General features: G+C 62.3%; 15 protein-coding genes. 7 read left to right on the forward strand and 8 right to left on the reverse strand.

The window, feature by feature from the left end:
- Positions 1-107: 107 nt before the first annotated feature.
- Positions 108-1,478 (forward strand): MFS transporter, encoded by a 1,371-nt coding sequence (locus tag P0D73_RS06235; RefSeq protein ID WP_408430370.1) that lies wholly within the window; start codon positions 108-110, stop codon positions 1,476-1,478.
- Positions 1,479-1,558: 80 nt separating this feature from the next.
- Here P0D73_RS06235 and P0D73_RS06240 read toward each other — a convergent pair whose 3' ends face one another.
- Positions 1,559-2,590 carry an isocitrate/isopropylmalate dehydrogenase family protein gene (locus P0D73_RS06240; RefSeq protein ID WP_408282212.1) on the reverse strand — a complete coding sequence of 344 codons (1,032 nt, stop codon included), beginning with the start codon at positions 2,588-2,590 and terminating at the stop codon, positions 1,559-1,561.
- 177 nt (positions 2,591-2,767) lie between these two features.
- Between P0D73_RS06240 and P0D73_RS06245 the strand changes: the two genes are divergently transcribed.
- The 5 genes from P0D73_RS06245 to P0D73_RS06265 all read left to right on the forward strand — a co-directional run bounded on the left by P0D73_RS06245 (position 2,768) and on the right by P0D73_RS06265 (position 7,555).
- Positions 2,768-3,700, forward strand: a complete 933-nt coding sequence (locus tag P0D73_RS06245; protein ID WP_408430372.1) for a LysR family transcriptional regulator — start codon at positions 2,768-2,770, stop codon at positions 3,698-3,700.
- A 398-nt stretch (positions 3,701-4,098) separates the two neighbouring features.
- Positions 4,099-4,662 (forward strand): hypothetical protein, encoded by a 564-nt coding sequence (locus tag P0D73_RS06250; RefSeq protein WP_132374412.1) that lies wholly within the window; start codon positions 4,099-4,101, stop codon positions 4,660-4,662.
- Positions 4,663-4,709: 47 nt separating this feature from the next.
- On the forward strand, positions 4,710-5,645 hold the full coding sequence (locus P0D73_RS06255) for an isocitrate lyase/PEP mutase family protein (RefSeq protein WP_408430375.1): 936 nt from the start codon (positions 4,710-4,712) through the stop codon (positions 5,643-5,645).
- A 26-nt stretch (positions 5,646-5,671) separates the two neighbouring features.
- A complete protein-coding gene (locus P0D73_RS06260) occupies positions 5,672-6,562 on the forward strand; it encodes an amidohydrolase family protein (RefSeq protein WP_408430377.1) in 891 nt (296 codons plus the stop codon).
- A 39-nt stretch (positions 6,563-6,601) separates the two neighbouring features.
- Positions 6,602-7,555 (forward strand): isocitrate lyase/PEP mutase family protein, encoded by a 954-nt coding sequence (locus P0D73_RS06265; protein ID WP_408430380.1) that lies wholly within the window; start codon positions 6,602-6,604, stop codon positions 7,553-7,555.
- Between the two features lie 257 nt (positions 7,556-7,812).
- On the opposite strand, the gene P0D73_RS06270 is transcribed toward P0D73_RS06265, so the two are convergent.
- A complete protein-coding gene (locus tag P0D73_RS06270; protein WP_408430382.1) occupies positions 7,813-8,925 on the reverse strand; it encodes a hypothetical protein in 1,113 nt (370 codons plus the stop codon).
- Between P0D73_RS06270 and P0D73_RS06275 the strand changes: the two genes are divergently transcribed.
- Entirely contained in the window at positions 8,911-10,530 is a 1,620-nt protein-coding gene (locus P0D73_RS06275; RefSeq protein ID WP_408430385.1) for a PqiB family protein, read from the forward strand. The genes P0D73_RS06270 and P0D73_RS06275 overlap by 15 nt on opposite strands.
- Before the next feature lie 109 nt (positions 10,531-10,639).
- Here P0D73_RS06275 and P0D73_RS06280 read toward each other — a convergent pair whose 3' ends face one another.
- From P0D73_RS06280 to ilvB, 6 genes are all read right to left on the reverse strand, one after another.
- Positions 10,640-10,993: a copper-binding protein gene (locus P0D73_RS06280; protein WP_408282198.1), complete on the reverse strand. Its 354-nt coding sequence runs from the start codon at positions 10,991-10,993 to the stop codon at positions 10,640-10,642.
- Positions 10,990-14,208 (reverse strand): efflux RND transporter permease subunit, encoded by a 3,219-nt coding sequence (locus P0D73_RS06285; protein ID WP_408282195.1) that lies wholly within the window; start codon positions 14,206-14,208, stop codon positions 10,990-10,992. The genes P0D73_RS06280 and P0D73_RS06285 overlap by 4 nt, the downstream gene beginning before the upstream one ends.
- On the reverse strand, positions 14,205-15,755 hold the full coding sequence (locus tag P0D73_RS06290) for an efflux RND transporter periplasmic adaptor subunit (RefSeq protein WP_408282193.1): 1,551 nt from the start codon (positions 15,753-15,755) through the stop codon (positions 14,205-14,207). Before P0D73_RS06290 ends, P0D73_RS06285 begins: the two co-directional genes overlap by 4 nt.
- An 11-nt stretch (positions 15,756-15,766) precedes the next feature.
- Positions 15,767-17,068: a TolC family protein gene (locus P0D73_RS06295; RefSeq protein WP_408282191.1), complete on the reverse strand. Its 1,302-nt coding sequence runs from the start codon at positions 17,066-17,068 to the stop codon at positions 15,767-15,769.
- 112 nt (positions 17,069-17,180) lie between these two features.
- Complete coding sequence (locus P0D73_RS06300) at positions 17,181-17,546, reverse strand: hypothetical protein (RefSeq protein ID WP_408282189.1); 366 nt, start codon at positions 17,544-17,546, stop codon at positions 17,181-17,183.
- Positions 17,547-17,629: 83 nt separating this feature from the next.
- Complete coding sequence (gene ilvB / locus P0D73_RS06305; protein ID WP_408282187.1) at positions 17,630-19,495, reverse strand: biosynthetic-type acetolactate synthase large subunit; 1,866 nt, start codon at positions 19,493-19,495, stop codon at positions 17,630-17,632.
- Positions 19,496-19,762: the final 267 nt, after the last annotated feature.

The following is a 19,762-nucleotide window of genomic DNA, read 5'->3' on the forward strand; positions in this document are numbered from 1 at the left end:
CTCCGCACGCGGTCCGAGCCGCCGACCCCAGCCGCTTTCTCCCACGTTTGCGCGTGACGCCCGCGCGCAATGAACGTGCGCAGTCCCAACGGACACAAGGATGCACCATGACAACCAACCTGCGCATTCCCATCGCCGCGCGAATCGAGCGCCTTCCCGAATCGAACTACCTGCGCTTATCGATTCTGTTGATTTCGCTTGGCACGTTCTGGGATTCGTACATGCTATTTTCAGTTGGACCCATTTCCGCGCATTTCTTCGCTTACCTCGGGCAACCGCATCTCGCTACGGAATTGCCGCTGGCGCTTTTTTTCGGCACGTTCGTGGGTGCGGTCGGCTTGAGCACGGTGGCCGACAAGATCGGCCGGCGCGGCGCCTTCACGCTCGACCTGTGCATTCTCGCGACCGGCGCGCTGCTCGCCGCGTTCTCACCGAATGCCACGGTATTGCTGATCGCGCTGTTTATTGCGGGCATCGGCACCGGCGCGGAATTGCCGTTGTCGACGACGTACGTGCAGGAACTGTCGCCCGCGCGAGCGCGCGGCAAAATGTCGAGCTTCGCGCTGACGATCGGCTTTCTCGGCGGCACGGTGGGCGGTTTCGCCTCGATGCTGCTCGTGCCGCTGAATGACTTGCCGCTACCAGGATTTCGCATCGCATTGCTGCTCGCGGCGCTCGGCGGCTTTTCATCGCTTCTGCTGCGGATGGGCTTGCCCGAGTCGCCGCGCTGGCTGGAACGCATGGGCCGGCGCGACGAAGCCGACGACGTGATGGATAAAATCGAGCGCCACGTCATGCGCGAAAAGAACCTCGTGATGCTGCCGCCCCCGCCGAAAACGGAATACGAAATCGAGAGCGGCGTATCGCCGATCAGCCTGCTGCTGTCGCGCGCCTATCTCCGCAGAACCATGAGTGCGTGGGGAATCGAACTGCTGCAGGGATTCGGTGCATACGGCTTTGCCACGTTCGTGCCGTTCTTCCTTTACTCGCGCGGCTATTCGATCGTGCACGCGCTGACCTACACCGCCGTCATCCAGATCGCCTACCCGGTTGGCTGTCTGGTCTCCGTCTACATTACGGACAAGATCCAGCGCAAATGGGGCATGGCGTTCGCGTATGTGCTGAATATGATCTTCGGCCTGTGTTTTCTGCTGGCCGACTCGACCTACATGATCGTGCTGTTCGGCTTTCTCACCGAGGCCATGATCTTCATCAACGGCCCGTTGCTGCATACGTATGAGGCTGAAATCTATCCGACGGGCATCCGGGCGCGCGGCGCCGGCATCAGCTTCGCGCTCAGCCGGTTGGGCGGTTTTTTCGCGCCGCTCGTCGCGTCGTTCCTGCTGGGGATCGGTGCGGGGCATAGCTGGTTGATCGGCATCGGCGCCGCGGCGTGGTTTGCCTGTGCGCTCGTTGCCGCGATCGTCGCCGTGGATACGACCAACATCAGTCTGGAAGATCTCGAAGTGAAGCATTGACGCGCCGATCGCTGCCGGTTCTCGCGTCGGGCGGCAACGCCCGACGCAATGGAAGCGGCAGCGATATCCTCGCGGCCCACTCAGCCGAGCCGTGCGATCAGTGCGTCCGTGAATACCGCCGTCGATGCATGCCCGCCCAGATCTGGCGTGCGCACGTTGTCGTCGTTGAGCGTCTGTCTGATCGCCTGATTGAGGCGCTGCGCGAGATCGCCCGCGCCGACGTGTTCGAGCATCAGGCCCGCGGCCAGCATCTGCGAGACAGGATTGGCAATGCCGCGCCCGGCGATATCCGGCGCCGAGCCGTGCACGGCTTCGAAAATGGCGGCGTCGGCGCCGATATTCGCGCCGGGCGCGAGGCCGAGTCCGCCGACCAGTCCCGCGAGTTCGTCCGAGAGAATATCGCCGAACAGATTCGTGCACAGCAGCATGTCGAACTGCCACGGATTCAACACGAGCTGCATCGCACAGGCGTCGACGATGCGATCGTCGACGGCCACCCTGCCCTCGTAATCGCTCGCAACCTCTCGCGCCGTCTCGAGGAAAAGACCGGTCAACGCCTTCAGCACATTCGCCTTGTGAACCACGGTGATTTTTTTGCGTCCATGCTTGACCGCGTAATCGAACGCGTATTGCGCGATGCGCCGGCAACCTTCGCGCGTGTTCATTCCCGTCAGAACGGCGACGCCATGCGGATCGTCACCTATCGGAATGTAATGTTCGTGCGCCACATAAAGCCCCCCGATGTTCTCGCGCACCAGCACGATATCGATATCGTCATAGCGCCCCGGCACGATGGTGCGCACCGGCCGGAGATTGGCGTAAAGCGAAAACGCCTCGCGCAGCCGCACATTGACGGAGCGGAATCCGCCGCCTACGGGTGTGGTCAACGGCCCTTTCAACGCGAGCCTCGTGCGGCGAATGCTGTCGAGCGTCGTCTCCGGCAACGGTTCGCCGCCGCGTTCGATTCCGGCCATGCCCGCGTGCTGAATGTCCCACGCAAAGGGCGCGCCTAATGCGTCGAGTACCTTGACTGTGGCAGCGGTGATTTCCGGGCCGATGCCGTCGCCCGGTATCAATGTCGCGGGAATGGGGGATGATTTGCTTGAACTCATCGTGCAACTCCTTCTGTGTGTTCCAGACACGGCAATACAACGGCAATACACGGCGACATGCTCGCGAGCAATGCCGCCGGATGCCCGGGTAGAGCACTATTATCAAAACTTTGTGCGCGCCTCACAATCGGTTTATCGGGCATAGCAGCTATGCCGCAAAAAAGCAGGAGCGTCAGAATGGATCTGAGACGACTCGAATTGCTGATGCAGGTGTCCGCATTCGGCAGTTTTTCGAAAGCCGCCACTGTGCTGGGCATCGCGCAACCTGCGTTGGGCCGGCAGATCCAGAAGCTCGAAGAGGAATGCGGACTGCGTCTACTCTACCGCCACGGCCGCGGCATTTCGCTGACGCCGGAAGGCCTCGCACTGATCGAACGCGCGAGTCCGCTCGTGCGCCAGTTGGCTGCGATTCCAGCGGATCTCCAGTCGGAACGCGACTCGCCGCATGGACTCGTTACCGTCGGCTTGACGCCGACCGTGTGCAATCTGATCGGCATGCGCTTGATCGCCGGTTTACGCAAAACGCATCCCAATCTGCAGGTGAACGTGGTATCGGGCTATAGCGGCTATGTGCACGAGTGGCTGATCGACGGCCGCCTCGACATGGCGATTCTGCACGACGCCCGCCGTTCGTCCACCGTCGCGGTCGATCCTTTGGCGGCCGCGGAGTTGTTCCTCGTCACGCCGGCCGCCGCCACGAACTTCGCGATACCTGACGAGACGACGCTCGCGGGCGTTGCGCAAATACCGCTGGTTTTGCCGACGCGCAACCACGGCCTGCGCCGCACGCTCGAATACGCGGCCGGCAAGGAAGGCGTGACGCTCGACGTGCAGTACGAAGTCGACACGCTTGAACTGCTCAAGGAAATGGTGGTCGCCGGCCTCGCCTGCACGGTACTCGCGAAACCCGCCGTGCTCAGCGAACTGGCTGCGGCTACGCTGCACGCGCGGGCGCTCGCGAGGCCGCAATTGCACACGCGGCTCGTGCTCGCGACCGCGGTTCACCGTCCGGTCACACACGGCATCCGCATTGTGGAACTGGCGATCAAAGCACTGTTTACAAGGCTTATCGAGCAGCACGATCAATATGGTCTCTCGCTGCCGCAGTAGCGTGAGCGAACCATAGGATTGGGCTATGTCCGTGTCATCGTTTTGGTATTTCCGCGTTGCGGGCGCTTGCTCTATATTGGTTGCAACACAACGCAGCCGCCTCAGACGCAAGACGGCGAACCACTAAACGGAGACCCCCTCGCACGTCACGCGCGCCACAGCCTTACATCGGCATTGCGTGACAGTCACTTCATCGCGCCGGCAAGAACTGCAGCGTCTCTCGCAACGCCCGGTCAATCATGCCGCGACCGACCTCGCGTTCACCCAGTGCATCGGTCACGCATGCTGCTGCGCAGCGCGAGGCAATTCCGATAGCACGGTTCCTGCTCGAGCAAGCCGAGGCGCCGTATCGTAGGGCAGATATGTGTCAAACAGAAGAGGACGCTATGGAGCACACAATGAGTCAATCGAAAGAACCGATCGATGTCGTGGCGATGTTTCCCCAGGTCGCTGACATTAGCGACGCGACGCTGCGCAAGGCCGTCATTGCCACATGGGAGACGCTGTGGGAGATGAGCCCCTGGAAGCGGATCGCGGAGGTTCCGACATCGACTGAAATTCCTTATCCGACTCTGCCCCATAACCAGTGCGTGCTGGAGATGGCGATGTCGGTCGCCGATCTGTTCGAACGCCACCACGGCATCAAGGTGAATCGCGATTATCTGATCGCGGCGGCCGTGTTGCAGGACGCGAGCAAAGTGGTCGAGTTCGCACCGGACGCGGAAGGCAAGGTCGTCGCGACCGATATCGGCAAACAGTATCCGCACGCCTTCTGGGCCGCGCATCTGGCCTTGCGCAACGGCATTCCCGATGAAATCGTGCACGTGCTGCTGACGCATTCGCCTCAGGCGCCGAAATTCCCCGCCACGCTCGAAGGCAAGATTCTGTACTACGTCGATCAGATAGACGTGATCGGCATTCACAAGGACCGCTGGCGCAAAGAGCTTTTCATTACGAAGTGACGCGCAGCTGAGCAGCCATTGCCGGTTCGTATTGCCTGGAGGAAACGATGAGCAAGAGAAGCAAGCTGCGTGAATTGATTGCCGCCCCTGAAATCCTGGTGATGCCGGGCGTGTTCGATGGTTACAGCACGAGACTGCTCGGCGCATCCGGATTCGCCGCGGGCTTTGTGACCGGCGCCGGCGTGAGTGAAGCCAGTCTCGGCTGGGCCGATCAGGGCATCATGGGACTCGAGGAAAACCTGCGCGTCACGCGCGCGCTCGCCTCCTGTTGCGAGCAGCCGCTGATTGCCGACGCCGACACCGGCTACGGCAACGCGGTCAACGTGCATTTCACGGTTCGCGCGTTCGACGGCGCGGGCCTCGCTGGCGTGATGATCGAAGATCAGGTCTGGCCGAAACGCTGCGGCCATATGAAAGGCAAACAGGTGATCTCCGCCGAGGAAGGCGCGGAAAAAATCCGCGCCGCAGCGGAAGCGCGGCTGGATCCGGAGCTCCTCATCATGTCGCGGACCGACTCGCTCGCCACGCATGGCATCGACGAAGTCATCAAGCGGTTGAATATGTACGCCGAAGCCGGCGCGGACCTGCTGTTCGCCGACGCGCTGCTGGCCACGGATCATATTACGACGGTCGTCAAGAATGTCTCCAAGCCGGTTTGCGTCAACATGGGATTCGGCATTCGCCAGCGCTCCACCACGCCGTTGATTTCCGCGCGGCGATTGCAGGAGTTGGGCGTGGCCGTGGTGGTCTATCCGCGCTTGCTGACGGCGGCGGCCATTCAGGGCATGAAGAACGCGATTGCAACGCTGAAGGAGTCGGTAGCGAGCGGTGATGTGATCGAGCGCCCCGACCTCGTCGTGTCGTTCGAGGAACTCAACGATCTGGTCGGGATCGCGGAGCTTGAACGCATCGAACAGCGCTATCTGACACCGGAACAATATCAGCAGAAATACGAGCATGTCGCGTACGAAAAACGGCCGTGACTGCCAACCCTGGCGCGGAGCTTGACATGACCGATTTGCCCAAAGATCGCCACCACGCATCAACGGATGAACCGCCGGTCTGCCAATCGCCGGATGCCTCGCCGGTTGCGCTACCGTTCGTCTTGCCGCCGGGCGCATGCGATTGTCATGCGCACATCTACGGGCCGCCTGAACGGTATCCGTACCGCGATAAGCGGCGCTATACGCCCGCACCGGTCGGCCTCGACGAATATCGCGCACTGCTCGCGAAGCTCGGCGTCACGCGCGCGGTGATCGTCCAGCCGACCGTCTATGACGACAATCGGATCACACTCGACGTGCTCAACACATCGTCCGGCGCATGGCGCGGCATTGCGCAATTGAAACCGGACGTGAGCGACGCGGAGTTGCGGCGTCTCGACGCTGCCGGATTCCGCGGCGTGCGTCTGCATACGCGCTCGGGTCTCGACGATCTGGACGCAATGGCAAGGCGCGTGGCGCCGCTCGGCTGGCACGTGCAATTGCATCTCGATGCGCGTGACCTGCCGGAGATCGGCCCTCGCCTCGCGCGTTTGCCGGTGCCTGTCGTGCTCGATCATTTCGCGCGCATCGTCGTTCAGGACGGCCTCGATCAGCCGGGTTTCAAAGCGCTGCTGACGCTGCTGGAAAGCGGCCAGTGCTGGGTCAAACTATCCGCGCCGTTTCGCCTCGGCGACGACATTTCCCCCTATGCCGCCGTGCTGCCGTTCGCCAAAGCACTCGTGGCAGCGCGGCCTGACCGGCTGGTCTGGGGCAGCGACTGGCCGCACTCGTCCTATCACGGCGTGATGCCCAACATGGGCGTGCTGCTTGGCCTCGTCGGCGAGTGGGCGCCCGACGGCGGCACCCGCGACATGATTCTCGGCATCAATCCCGCACGGCTATACGGCTTCGAATAGCCGTATAGCCGCGCGTTTTCTAAACGTGGAGAGTGGCATATGGGCAGCACGAAAATCCAGCGGATGCGAGCGCTTCTGAATTCCGGCGAAATCATCATTTCACCGGGCGTCTACGACGGCTACAGCGCGAGAGTGATCGAGAAAATGGGTTTCAAGGCGGCCTCGACGACCGGCGCGGGGCTGGCCAATTCGCGCCTGAGCCAGCCTGACATCGGCATCATGACGCTCACGGAAAATGTCGATGCATGCCACTGGCTGGCGCGTTCCGTCTCGCTGCCGCTGATGGCCGATGCGGATACCGGTTATGGCAATCCAGTGTCGGTGTATCACACCGTGCAGTTGTTCGAGGAAGCCGGCGTGGTCGGCGTGAATATCGAGGATCAGGTCAGCCCGAAGCGTTGCGGCCACATGCGCGGCAAGGAAGTGATCGACGCGCGGGAAATGGCCAAGAAGATCGAAGCGGCGGTGAAGGCGAAATCCGATTCCGGCTTCGTGATCAATGCGCGCACGGATGCGATTGCTGTCGAAGGTATCGATGCCGCGATCGAACGCGCGAAACTGTATGTGGCCGCCGGCGCGGACATGGTCTATCCCGACGCGATCGCATCGGAAGAGCAGATCAAAAAATTCGTCGACGGCGTCAACGCGCCCGTCAGCATCAACATGGGCTTCGGCATTCGCTCGCGGCCCACCACGCCGCTGATCCCCGTGCGCCGTTTGCAGGAGCTCGGCGTAAAACGCGTCACCGTCGCGCGGATGTTGCCGGCGGCCGCGATCATGGGCATGATGCGCGCGCTCGAACTGTTTCGCGACGGTGCGCAGAACGGCACGGTGCACGACCGGCCCGATCTGCTGGTGGGCATCGACGATATTACCGACCTGATGGGCTATCCGATGATCGACAAACTCGAAACGGAATTTCTGCTACCCGAGGATATCGAGCGCAAATACGGGTCGAGCGCGGCGAACTACGTGGTGCGGGAGAAACGTTAGGCTTTCAGCGCGCACGCGGCTTCGCGAACCGGACGAGGCTGACTCGCTGCCCGCTTCCTCGTCCGTCGGTAAAACTTCCTTCAAGCCCAGTTCCTCGGCAATCCTCGACATGAGGCCGTCGCGCCGCCACTGCAACCATTTGATATAGCAGGTCTGCGACGGAGGAAAGGACGCGGGCAGTCGATGCCATCTTTCTTTCTGCGTCGTGACCCATAGGCGCTGGCGGTTCGGGGTCGAGGGTGCGCGTTCGGCAAATCCTAATAACGGTTCAGCGGTCCTGGCAAGGTCTCGTCCTTGCGCTTCGTCCTCGCCCGATTTGCACTCCGGCGTAGAACCGCGCCGATCTCTTTCCATCGAGGACGATGCCGCGCATCGTCGCCCGCATAGTTCGATTCGACCGCGGCGATCAAACTCGCGGCATCCTGATCGCCGGTCGCATCGATATTCTCGAAGCGCGCGGGACGACCGAAGTCGCCTCCTCTATCCATCCACGCATACAAGGCCGGAATGGTCCGCCGCCACTCGCCCTTGCGCGCGGCCATCGCGAGCTTGCGCCAGGCAAGCGCGTCGCTTGCCAGCCAGCGCTTTCGCGCTTGACTCACCACACGATCGCTACGCCGCACGAAAGACCCGACACGTGCACGCAAGGCAATCAACAGAATCATGCCCAGCACGACGGCACAGCCGACAATGACCTGCCGCGCATGAATCACGACGATTTGATGCGGCATACCTTCACGCATAGCGTCGACGGGTAGCTCGACTAGCGGCTTTTCCCGTACCGCGGCGGCCGAGAAACGCACCGCCGGCAAGACGATCTTTTCCTTGCGCCGCGTCGTCGTGTTCCACCATTCGATCGTCACGGGCGGCAGATTGTAGTTGCCCTTGCGATCGGCGACGTAGCTCGCGCTGTCGGTTCGCTCGCCGGCGACGAGTCCGGCGCGGTCCTCGACGATGTTGCGCGTCGCCGCGGGTTTCGCGTAGCGCTTGAGGCCGGCCACGTCGGCGAGTATCGCGGGCGGAATCAGCATCGACTCGGTGCCCGCGGCGCGCTGAGTAATCGTGCGCGTGAGCGGCGCGCCGACGGCGAGGTGCCCCGGCGCCGGTTCGATTTTCTGTTCGACGGTGAGTTTGGGCGCGGCGAAAAAGGTGGTCATGCCTTCAGCGCCTGGCGGCAAGGTCGCGACGAGTTTCAACGCGGGCGTCGTCACCTGCGCCGGTCCTGTCATGCCGCCGGGGTACACGGTAACGGTCAGCGGCTCAATCTCGAAGGTCTTGCCCGCCTGCGGCGCGATCCGGTACGCGCGCGGCGAACCGCAGCGAGGCCGCGCCCAGCCACGCCTCGGAGCCCCGCCATGAGTAGCCCGCAAGGACCCGCCCTGCCGCCCGACCTGCCCAATCCCGACATCGCGCCGCGCCGCAGCTGGCTGCCCTCGCTCGTCTGGGTCGTTCCGCTGATCGCGGCGTTGATCGGCATCGCGCTGGTCATCAAGTCGGTCACTGAGCGCGGTCCGGCGATCACGATCGTCTTCGACAACGCCGAAGGCCTCGAACCCGGCAAGACCCAGGTCAAGTACAAGGACGTCGAAATCGGTTCAGTGAAGTCGATCACGCTGTCGAAGGATCGGACGCACGTACAGATCGCCGTGCAACTCACAAAGCAGGCGGAGAGCTTCGCGGTCAAGGACACACGCTTCTGGGTAGTTCGCCCCCGCGTGGGCGCCACCGGCGTGTCGGGCATCGGCACGCTGCTCTCGGGCGCGTATATCGGCGTGGACGTCGGCCGCTCCAGGGAAACGCAAACCGAGTTCGTCGGACTGGAGACGCCGCCGCCCATCACCACCGATCAGAAAGGCCATCGCTTCACGCTGCATGGCGATTCGCTCGGCTCGATCGACATCGGCTCGCCGATTTTCTACCGGCGCGTGCAGGTGGGCCAGGTGTATGGCATTTCGCTCGACAAGGACGGCACGGGCGTGACGATGCAGGTGTTCGTCGCCGCGCCGTACGACCAGTACGTCGGCACCAATTCGCGCTGGTGGCATGCGAGCGGCGTCAATGTGCGGCTCGATTCGGCCGGCTTCGTCGTCAACACGCAGTCGCTTGCGGCGATTCTGGTCGGCGGTCTCGCATTCCAGACGCCGCCTGGTCAGCAAATGGGCACGCCGGCCGCGGAGAAAACCGAATTCCGGCTCGCCGCCGACGAGGTGGACGCCATGCGCGCGCCGGACCGCGCACCAGTGCGCGCGGTAATGACCTTCAACCAGTCGCTGCGTGGACTGTCGGTGGGCGCGCTGGTCGACTTCCGCGGCATCGTGCTTGGCCAGGTGACGGACATCGGCGTCGAATACGATCCGGACGCGCGCAGCTTCGTCATGCCGGTGACGCTGGATCTGTACCCGGACCGGCTGCGGCGGCGTTCCCGTGGCACGGCGATGCCCGAGGCGGGTACGGCGGCCGGCCACGACCTGCTGGAGCGTCTCGTCAAGCGCGGCCTGCGTGGCCAGTTGCGCACCGGCAACCTGCTCACGGGCCAGTTGTACATTGCGCTCGACTTCTTCCCGAACGCCGCGCCCGTCAAGTTCGACGCCAATAGCGAACCGGTCCAATTGCCGACCATCCCGAACACGCTCGACGCGCTGCAGACCCAGGTGGCCGACATCGCGAAGAAGCTCGACCGGATTCCGTTCGATCAGATCGGCTCGAATCTGAACACGTCGCTGAAAAACGCCGACGCGCTGTTCAATCGGCTGAACAACGAAGTCGTGCCGCAGGCGCGCGATACGCTCGCTGCCGCGCGGCAGACCCTCGGCTCGGCCGAGGCGACTTTGCAGCAGGATTCGCCGTTGCAGTCGGACGTGCACCAGGCGCTGCAGGAATTGACCCGCACGCTGCAATCGCTGAACGCGTTGGCCGACTATCTGGAGCGCCATCCGGAGTCGCTCGTGCGCGGCAAACCTGGAGACAAGCCATGACTTCCTCATGGCCCGCCTCCATCAGCCAACGGACCGGCGTCGGCACTGACACAGCAATGCGTTTGCGATAGGACAAGGCGCCGACGCATCGCTGCGCAACCGCGAACCGTTACTGTTTCATAAGCTTCACGATGGTCAGCGTGCCATCTACGTTTTCAACGCGAACCGTGACCTTCTCACCCGCCTTGGCCTGTTTGACCATCGCCGCATCCTTGGCCTTGTAAGCCATGGTCATCGCCGACATGCCGATGTTCTTCAGCTCGCCGTGCTGAAGCGTCACCATGCCGGTGGACGGATCCACCTTTTTGATGACCGCATCGGTGAGCGCTGCGTTGTTCGGTGTCCCGGCATCCATCGCGCCATTGCCCATTTTCATGCCGGCCATGTCGTCCGCCGCTATCGCCGCGCCGGCGAGCGTAAGACCGGTGCAGAACGCAGCCGTCAAAGTGATCAACTTCTTCATTGGTTTTCTCCAGAGTGAGTTTGCGGAACAAGCGTGCCAGTGGGTGCTACGTGGGATTGCAGCGCTTCTTGCGTGGTGGCTTTCATGCGCGCAACGCGGCGGCGTTGCAGCAACAGCCAGGCGGCGGGAATGATGAGCATGGACAGGAGCGGCGCGGTCACCATGCCGCCAACCATCGGCGCGGCGATGCGCTGCATGACTTCGGAGCCGGAGCCGTGGCCCAGCATGATCGGAATGAGGCCCGCCAGGACAACCGCGACCGTCATCGCCTTGGGCCGCACACGCAAGACCGCGCCTTCGCGGATGGCGTCGACCAGGGTCGCCTCGGTAAAGGGCTCGCCCGCGTCGAGGCGGTGGTTAAGCGCGCCCTTCAGGTAAAGCAGCATCACGACACCGAATTCGGCCGCCACGCCCGACAACGCGATGAATCCCACCGCCGTCGCAACGGAGACCGCGTGCCCGAGAAGCCAGATCAACCAGAACCCGCCGACCAGCGCAAACGGCACCGTCGACATCAGCAATAAGGCATCGGCCGCCGAGTTGAACGTCAGGAACAGCAGCACAAAAATGACCGCGAGCGTTACCGGAATCACCGTTCGCAACTTCGCGGCCGCCCGCTCCAGATACTCGAACTGACCCGACCAGGCGATCGAATAGCCGGGCGGCAGGACAACATGCCGCGCAACCGCGACCTGCATCGCTTTCACCGCCGATTGCAAATCCGTATCGCGAATGTCGACGTAGACGTAGCCTGATAGCCGGGCGTTCTCGCTACGGATCATTGGCGGTCCATCCGAGATCCTGATCGTCGCCACATCGCCCAGCGTGATCTGCGCGCCGCGATCCGTGACGACCGGCAACTGGCGCAGGTTGTCGACGGAGTCCCTGATCTCCCGCGGATAGCGGATGTTGATCGGAAAGCGTTCACGGCCCGCGATCACCTCGCCGACGTTATCGCCGCCCACGGCAGTCGACACGATGGACTGGATGTCCGTCACGGACAGTCCATAGCGGGCGGCCGCGAGCCGGTCGATATCGACGTCGATGTAATGACCGCCGTTCAGGCGTTCGGCCAACGCCGACGTGACGCCTGGCACGTTCTTCAGGACGGACTCGACCTGCGTGGCGATCTTGTCGATCTGCCCCAGGTCCGCGCCGGAGATTTTCACTCCGACGGGCGTCTTGATCCCGGTCGACAGCATGTCCAGGCGATTGCGAATCGGCGGCACCCAAACATTCGACAGCCCCGGAATCTTCACCCGCGCGTCGAGTTCATCCACCAGCTTCTCGGGTGTCATCCCAGCCCGCCATTCGCTGCGCGGCTTGAACTGGATGGTGGTCTCGAACATCTCGAACGGCGCAGGATCGGTCGCCGTGTCGGCGCGTCCCGATTTGCCGAATACGCTTTTCACTTCCGGAACCGTCTTGATGAGGCGATCCGTCTGCTGGAGAAGCTCGGCGGCTTTGTCCGCGGAGATGCCGGGCAACGCGGTCGGCATGTAAAGCAGATCCCCTTCGTCGAGCGGCGGCATGAATTCGCCGCCGAGCCGCGACACGGGAATCAACGTGATGGCAAGCGCCAGCACTGCCAGCCCGATTGCGATCCACGGCCGGCGCAACGTCGCTTCGAGCACAGGACGATAAAGCCGGATCAACACACGGTTGATCGGATTGGCGTTCTCATGCGGAATCCGGCCACGGATCAGATAGCCCATCAGCACGGGCACGAGCGTGACGGACAAGCCGGCGGCAGCGGCAATGGTGTAGGTCTTCGTGAACGCCAATGGCGCAAACAGCTTCCCTTCCTGGCCTTCGAGCGAAAACACCGGAATGAACGACAGCGTGATGATCAGCAGCGAAAAGAACAGCGCCGGGCCGACTTCGGCGGCCGACTGTGCGATCAACTCCCACCGCCGGGCAGTCGTGATCGGCGTATCGGGGTGCGTGTGGTCGTACGCCTCCAGATGTTTGTGGGCGTTCTCGATCATCACGATCGCTGCATCGATCATCGCGCCAATCGCGATCGCAATGCCGCCCAATGACATCAGGTTCGCGTTGACGCCCTGGTAGCGCATCACGATAAATGCGGTCAACACGCCGAGCGGCAGCGACAGGATCGCAACGAACGCGCTACGCAAGTGGAACAGGAACACCGCGCAGACCAGGCCGACGATGATGAACTCCTCGATGAGCTTGTCCCTGAGGTTGTCGACTGCGCGCTCGATGAGCTGCGAGCGGTCATAGGTCGTCACGATCTGGACGCCCGGCGGCAGGGACTGCTTCAGGCCGGCGAGCCTGGCCTTGACCGCGTCGATGGTCGTCAGCGCATTCTTGCCTGAGCGCATCACGATCACACCGCCGGCCACTTCGCCTTCACCGTTCAGTTCGGCAATGCCGCGGCGCATTTCAGGTCCGATCTGAATGCGTGCGACGTCGCCAAGCAAGACGGGGGTTCCAGTGCCGTTCGTGCGCAGCACGATGTGGCGGAAATCGTCGAGCGAGCGCAGATATCCCGACGATCTGACCATGTACTCGGACTCGGCCAGTTCGACCACGGAACCACCGGATTCCTGGTTCGCCTTGCCGATGGCATCCGCGACGCTGGCCTGTGTGATGCCGTAGGCGCGCAGCTTGTCCGGATCCAGAACGACCTGGTATTGCCGCACCATGCCGCCGATGCTGGCGACCTCCGAAACGTCCGGTACCGATTTCAACTCGAACTTCAGAAACCAGTCGTTCAAGGCGCGAAGCTGGCCAAGGTCGTGTTTGCCGGTGCGGTCGACCAGTGCGTATTCGTAGACCCAGCCAACGCCCGTGGCATCGGGCCCGAGTGAGACAGTCGCGCCCTGCGGCAAACGGCTCTGCACCTGGTTGAGATATTCGAGCACGCGCGAGCGGGCCCAATACGGGTCCGTCCTGTCATCGAATAGCACGTAGACGAACGCGTCCCCGAACGACGAATAGGCGCGGATGGTGGTGGCGCCCGGCACCCCCAGCAGGGTCGTCGTGAGCGGATACGTCACCTGGTCTTCGACGACTTGCGGTGCCTTGCCGGGATACGATGCCTTGATGATGACCTGCGTGTCGGACAGATCCGGCAATGCGTCGACCGGCGTTTGAGTCAGCGAATAAACGCCCCATGCGGTGACGAGCACTGTCGCGAGCAGCACGAGGAACCGGTTGTAAATCGACCAGCGAATGACGCGTGCAATCATTTCGCGCCTCCGGCCGGTTGGACCTGCGTCAACTGGTAGCCGTCGTCGGACGGCTTGAAAACGAAATGCACGGACTCGCCGACCTTGACGTCCGGAAAGGCCGTCGGAGACGGCTTGCCGAAGGTCATGGTCATCGCACCCCAGCCTAGCGCCGGCACGGGTTGATGTGAGAACGTGATGTCGCTGCTGGTGACTTTTTCGACCTTGCCGGTCGTTTCGTAGGTTTGCGCGGCAGCGGGCGCGGAGGCAGGAGCAGGACCGGAAGTCGAGGCCGACGCAGCCGGTGCCGCGCTTCCTTCGAGTTTCGGCAGCACGGACCTCAGGCTTGCTTCCGAGTCGATCAGGAACTGGCCCGATGCGACGACCTGCTGGCCTTCAGTCAACCCGCTCGTGACCTCGGTGCCGTCGCCGCTATCGTGGCCGATCGCAACCTGGACAGGCTGCAACCGGCCGTCGCTATTCCTGACAATGACGATCGAGCGCTTGCCGGTCGTGATGACCGCTTCGGACGGCACAAGCAGCCGCGAGACCGGTTTCGCTCCACTGACCCGTGCGCGCATCAGCATCCCGGGGGTCAGCTTCAGTCCTGCGTTGTCGATTTCGAGGCGCGCCTGCAGCGTCCGGCTGTCCGGACTGATGCCCGGCAGGATTTCACGGATGTGGCCGCTAAAGTGGTGCGAAGCGTCGCCGGCGAACGTCGCGTCGACCATCATGCCGGGCCGCACCTGCAATGCGAGCGACTCGGGTATCTCAACGATCAGCCACAGCTTCGACAGACCCGCGATCTTGGCGAGCGTTTGTCCAGGCGACACCATCGCACCATCGCGAACATTGAGTTCCGTCAGCACGCCGGCTTGCTGGGCGAATAGCGTGACATGGGTCTGCGCTTTTCCGGTTCGGTCGAGGCTGGCAATCAGCCCGACCGGAATCGACAGCGCCCGCATGCGTGCACGTGCGGCGGCAAGCAGGCCGGCATCCATGCCCCCGCGTTTGAGCGCCAGATACTCTTCCTGAGGCGCCAACCAGTCGGGCACGAAGAGCGATGCAATCGGCGCGCCCTTCACGACACGTTGCATTGGCGCGCTCGCGTATAGGTGATAGATATAACCCGTCACCCGCGACTGGACGACATCGGCCATCGACTCATCGAACTGGGTGGTTCCGATCGCGTCGAAACTTTCAGAGGCGTCCTGCCGGACCACCGTCGCGTATCGGATGCCGAGATTCTGTTGCAGCGTCGAGTCGACCTTCATACCGCTGGAACTCCCTTCGTCCGCGAAGACGGGCTGAAGCTCCATGTTCATGAAGGGTGATTTGCCGGGCTTGTCGAAGTGCTGGTTCGGCACCATCGGATCGTGCCAATAGAGCACGTTGCGGCCAGTTTTCGGGTCGATCTTGACTCCGGCTGCGGATGCAGTCGCGGCTGTGGCTGACGCCATGGGTGTACCTGTTGCGGCACGATGGCTGCCGGCCACATAGCCGGCGCCTATAAGCGCGGCTGCAGTGAACACTGCCGCCACGGCGCGTACGATCAGTTTCTGGTTCATGTTTTTTCTCTTTACTGGGCGGAGGTCAGGTCGGGCGGCAAAACCTGGTATTCGAGCTGCGCCCAGACGAGGGAAACGTCCCGTTCAAGGTTCAACACCTGAAGGTCCGCTTCGAGCTGTGTGTGTCTCGCGTCCAACGCATCGGAGAGCGTGCCGGTACCCGACCGGTAAGCGGCATTGGCCAGTTGCACTTTTTGTTCGGCCGCGGGAAGAACGGTTTGTCTGGCGTTGGCTAGACGCCCCCGCCCGCTGGCGAGCTTTGCCGTCAGACTCTGGATATCCGCGACCACCTGCCGCTCGGTGTCTTCATAAACGAGCCGCGCCTGCGTACCCATTTCGGACTTTTGCTCGACGTCGCGGTCTTCGACGTTCCCGCGATGGATCGGCAAAGGGATGGAAACACCGACCGACACGTAGTCCGGGAACTTGCCACCGCTCTTGAAGTAGGTCAGCCCCCAGGTCCAGTTCGGGCTTCGGTTGCTTCGGGTAACGTCCGTGTCGGCATCGGCCAGCGAAATGGCTGCACGGGCCGCGATCAACGAAGGCTGAACCTGAACAAGCTGTTCGACGCTTAAACCCGATACGTGTGACTGGAGTGCCGGCGGCGTGCCGCCCACTTCGATCACATTGCCCGCGCCCGTCCAGCGCGACAGCGTGATCAACGCGGTCTTCTCGTCCTGCTGGGCGCTGATCAGTTCATCACGCGCATTGCCAAGCGTCAGGCTCGCCTGGGCGACATCGATCGCCGCCCCTTTTGCGCCACGGTACGACACCTGTTTTGCGGCGAGCTCCTGGCTCAGATGGTCGACCAGCGCCTGACTCAGCGCGACGGCTTTCTTTGCGTACATGGCGTTGAGCCAGGCCATCGCCACTTGCTGACGAACCTCCGCCACCTTTTCGAGGTACGTCGATTTGTCGCGCTCCACGGCACGATCGGCCAGCGTTGTTTGCAGCCGGCGCTTTGCAGGAGAAACCCACTCCTGCTGGATGCCGATGCCACGCATCGTGAAATTGTCCTGGCCGATCGTGAAGGCATTGGGTCCATTGACAGGCAGGTCCTGGACACTCAGATTCAACGTGGGATTGGGCAATTGCCCGGCTTTGACAACCACGTCCGAACTTCCCCGAACCGAGGCTTGCGCAGCCTGGATCGAGGACGAGCGACTAGTGGCTATTTGAAGTGCCTCGTCGAGCGTCAAGCCCGCGTCTTGGGCATGCGCCGCGCGGCCAGCCAGCAGGCCGAACGCAAGGAAGACGGCGCACGAGCTAGCCCAGGCGCGCCGGGATGCCGGCGTGCCGATGATGGAAAGCATGGTCTAACCTCGAATGGTCGAGCCGTGTGTAGCCGCGCGAGCGGACACACGAACTCACATCCCGAAACGGGACGACATCACCGCGTAAAAGCGGCGAACCAGAACGATGGAGTTAGAGGTACTGCGGTGGACGCCAGAGGCCATCCGGCTCGCGGATGGAGAGCGACTGTGCGTAGTGGAAGCTGACGGGAACAAACGACCCGGCGGGTCGAGTCACGGTGGGAGAAGAAACGGGGTGATAGAGGCTGCCCATCTGACACTGGGCGCTCACCTTGCACAGCGATACCTTCGACTTGGCGTGTTCACCGGACATGGGGCTTGCCGAATCGCAGCCGGGCATATCAGCCGACATGGCGGCGGTGTCGCCGGTCATGGCGGATTCCATTGGACACGCTCCAGTCGTGCCGCTTGCTGCCAGCCCACTGAGGGGCAGCATCACACACAGCAGCAAGACGAGAAGTGTCCGCAGGATTTTCATCGCCGCAAGTATAGCGCAGCCATCGGCATTGTCACGCTGTCAAAGGCGTACGCGTAAGAGCGCGTGAATCAACACGAAGTTGCTTAGAACATATCCGCAGCCGCTTGACGCTTCGTGCCCTTCCCTTTGGTTTCCGGCTCGACCCGGGACGGAATAAACGGCCCGGTGATCATATTCGCGTAGCTTTGCCCTGGTCCGACCATCGGAAAGACATCGGCATTCTCGTCGACCATCACTTCGAGGAAAGCCGGTCCGTCGAATTCAATGAAGGCCCTGAGTTGGCCTTCGAGTTCGCTGATTGCGTCAACGCGACTGGCAAACTCAAACCCGTCGGCCCGAGCTGCCATGACGAAATCCTTGCGATGAAGCGACTTGTCGCTCACGCACAAGCGCCCCTCGTAAAAGAGACGCTGCCATTGCCGGATCATCCCGTCACCGAGATTGTTGAGCAGCAGTACTTTGACAGGCACGCCGTAGGTGGTTGCCGTCTCCAGGTCGCCAATATTCATGCGGATGCTGCCGTCACCATCGATGTCGATGACAAGCGCATCCGGTCGCGCCAGTTGAGCGCCGATCGCCGCGGGCAGCCCGAAGCCCATCGTCCCCATGCTGCCCGAAGTCAGGAAACTGCGCGGCTCGACGAAGTCGAAAAATTGCGCTGCCCACATCTGGTGCTGACCGACGCCTGTGGTGACGATGGCTCGCCCGCCGGTAATTTCACTGAGCTTTTCGACTACGAACTGCGGCTGAATTGCCGGACTGCCGCGGTCATAGTTCATACCGTAGACGCGTTTCAGTTCCTTGATTCGATCGAGCCAGTCCAACGGCGGTTGCGCGGCTGGACCATGCTTCATCAGTGACAGCAAGGTATCCTTCGCGTCGCCTACGTGCGTCCAGTGCGCCCGTTTCACCTTGTTGATTTCCGCCTCGTCGATGTCGATGTGCGCAACATACCGCGCTCTGGGTGCGAATGCGTCAGGGCGGCCACCGGCAACCCGGTCATCGAATCGGGCGCCTACCGCGATCAGGAAGTCACAATCTTCGACCGCGTAGTTCGCACAGGCCGCGCCGTGCATGCCCAGCATGCCGAGCCCCAGTTCGTGTTTCACGGATATCGCGCCGAGCCCCATCAACGTGGTCACCACGGGGATCCCGAAGCGCTCCGCAAACTGGCGCAACTCTGCCGTTGCGCCGGCCGTGATAATGCCGCCGCCGGCATACAGCAACGGTCGTTTGCTGCGCGCCAGCAGATCGAAGAATTCGGTGCGCTTGTCCTCTTCGAGACGAGCGCCTTTTGCCACCATGCGAAGACGGTCGGAGTAGCCTCGAAACTCCAGCGTACCGTGCCCGTGATAGACGCCGCTCCAGTTCTGGATGTCCTTGGGCACATCCACGACAACCGGGCCTGGACGGCCGGTGCGAGCGACTTCGAATGCGGTCCGCAGCGTCTGCTCCAGCTTTGCCGGGTCGGTCACCAGAAACACCTGCTTTGCGCACGCCGACATGATGTTGAAAACGGGCGCTTCCTGGAAAGCATCGGTGCCGATCATGGCACGAGGCACCTGTCCGCATATGAGGACGACAGGGATCGAATCGCCGTTGCAGTCGGCGATCGGCGTCACCGCGTTCGTCGCCCCAGGACCTGACGTCACCATGAATACGCCGACCTTGCCGCTCGCGCGCGCATAACCCGCGGCCATGAAGCCGGCGGCCTGTTCATTGGCGGGTACCACGAGTTTGATCTGGCGCTCGGGAGTTTGCGCGTGCATTTCGTTGAAACGAAAGACGGCATCGTACGTCGGCAAAATTGCGCCGCCGCTATAGCCGAATACGGTATCGACACCCTGTTCGCTGAGCACGCGCAGGATGATGTCGGCACCCGACATCGATTCGCCGGCAGCCGGCGGTTTCAGGAGAGCGTTTAAAGCAGCGTTTGGGTTTTGGGTCATGGCTGACTCGCATGGAAACGGACGCTGACAACATCAGCGGCCAAAATCTAAGGACGATTTCTCTTCCAACTCGAGAACAGCGTATGTTCCTTACCAGCTCATGGGCGATTGCTCCGACGGGTTCTCCGTACGAAGCGCAGCCCATCCAGCACTTTTTTGATGTGCGTCTGGAAGAATCGTGAGAAACGGTTTTATTCATTCTGACAATGATTGAGGCTGCGCACACGCGTAAAAGTGCTTGTATATGGGCCAAGATAGATCGCATTT

This window comes from Paraburkholderia sp. RL18-101-BIB-B (assembly GCF_046026985.1).
Taxonomy (GTDB): domain Bacteria; phylum Pseudomonadota; class Gammaproteobacteria; order Burkholderiales; family Burkholderiaceae; genus Paraburkholderia.

Bases quoted from the DNA above. Each gene is read 5' to 3' on its own strand.
- P0D73_RS06245 (WP_408430372.1), top strand. From the start codon at position 2,768: ATGGATCTGAGACGACTCGAATTGCTGATGCAGGTGTCCGCATTCGGC.
- P0D73_RS06295 (WP_408282191.1), bottom strand. From the start codon at position 17,068: ATGCTTTCCATCATCGGCACGCCGGCATCCCGGCGCGCCTGGGCTAGC.
- P0D73_RS06255 (WP_408430375.1), top strand. From the start codon at position 4,710: ATGAGCAAGAGAAGCAAGCTGCGTGAATTGATTGCCGCCCCTGAAATC.
- P0D73_RS06235 (WP_408430370.1), top strand. From the start codon at position 108: ATGACAACCAACCTGCGCATTCCCATCGCCGCGCGAATCGAGCGCCTT.
- P0D73_RS06280 (WP_408282198.1), bottom strand. From the start codon at position 10,993: ATGAAGAAGTTGATCACTTTGACGGCTGCGTTCTGCACCGGTCTTACG.
- P0D73_RS06285 (WP_408282195.1), bottom strand. From the start codon at position 14,208: ATGATTGCACGCGTCATTCGCTGGTCGATTTACAACCGGTTCCTCGTG.
- P0D73_RS06260 (WP_408430377.1), top strand. From the start codon at position 5,672: ATGACCGATTTGCCCAAAGATCGCCACCACGCATCAACGGATGAACCG.
- P0D73_RS06240 (WP_408282212.1), bottom strand. From the start codon at position 2,590: ATGAGTTCAAGCAAATCATCCCCCATTCCCGCGACATTGATACCGGGC.
- ilvB (WP_408282187.1), bottom strand. From the start codon at position 19,495: ATGACCCAAAACCCAAACGCTGCTTTAAACGCTCTCCTGAAACCGCCG.
- P0D73_RS06290 (WP_408282193.1), bottom strand. From the start codon at position 15,755: ATGAACCAGAAACTGATCGTACGCGCCGTGGCGGCAGTGTTCACTGCA.
- P0D73_RS06275 (WP_408430385.1), top strand. From the start codon at position 8,911: ATGAGTAGCCCGCAAGGACCCGCCCTGCCGCCCGACCTGCCCAATCCC.
- P0D73_RS06250 (WP_132374412.1), top strand. From the start codon at position 4,099: ATGAGTCAATCGAAAGAACCGATCGATGTCGTGGCGATGTTTCCCCAG.
- P0D73_RS06265 (WP_408430380.1), top strand. From the start codon at position 6,602: ATGGGCAGCACGAAAATCCAGCGGATGCGAGCGCTTCTGAATTCCGGC.
- P0D73_RS06300 (WP_408282189.1), bottom strand. From the start codon at position 17,546: ATGAAAATCCTGCGGACACTTCTCGTCTTGCTGCTGTGTGTGATGCTG.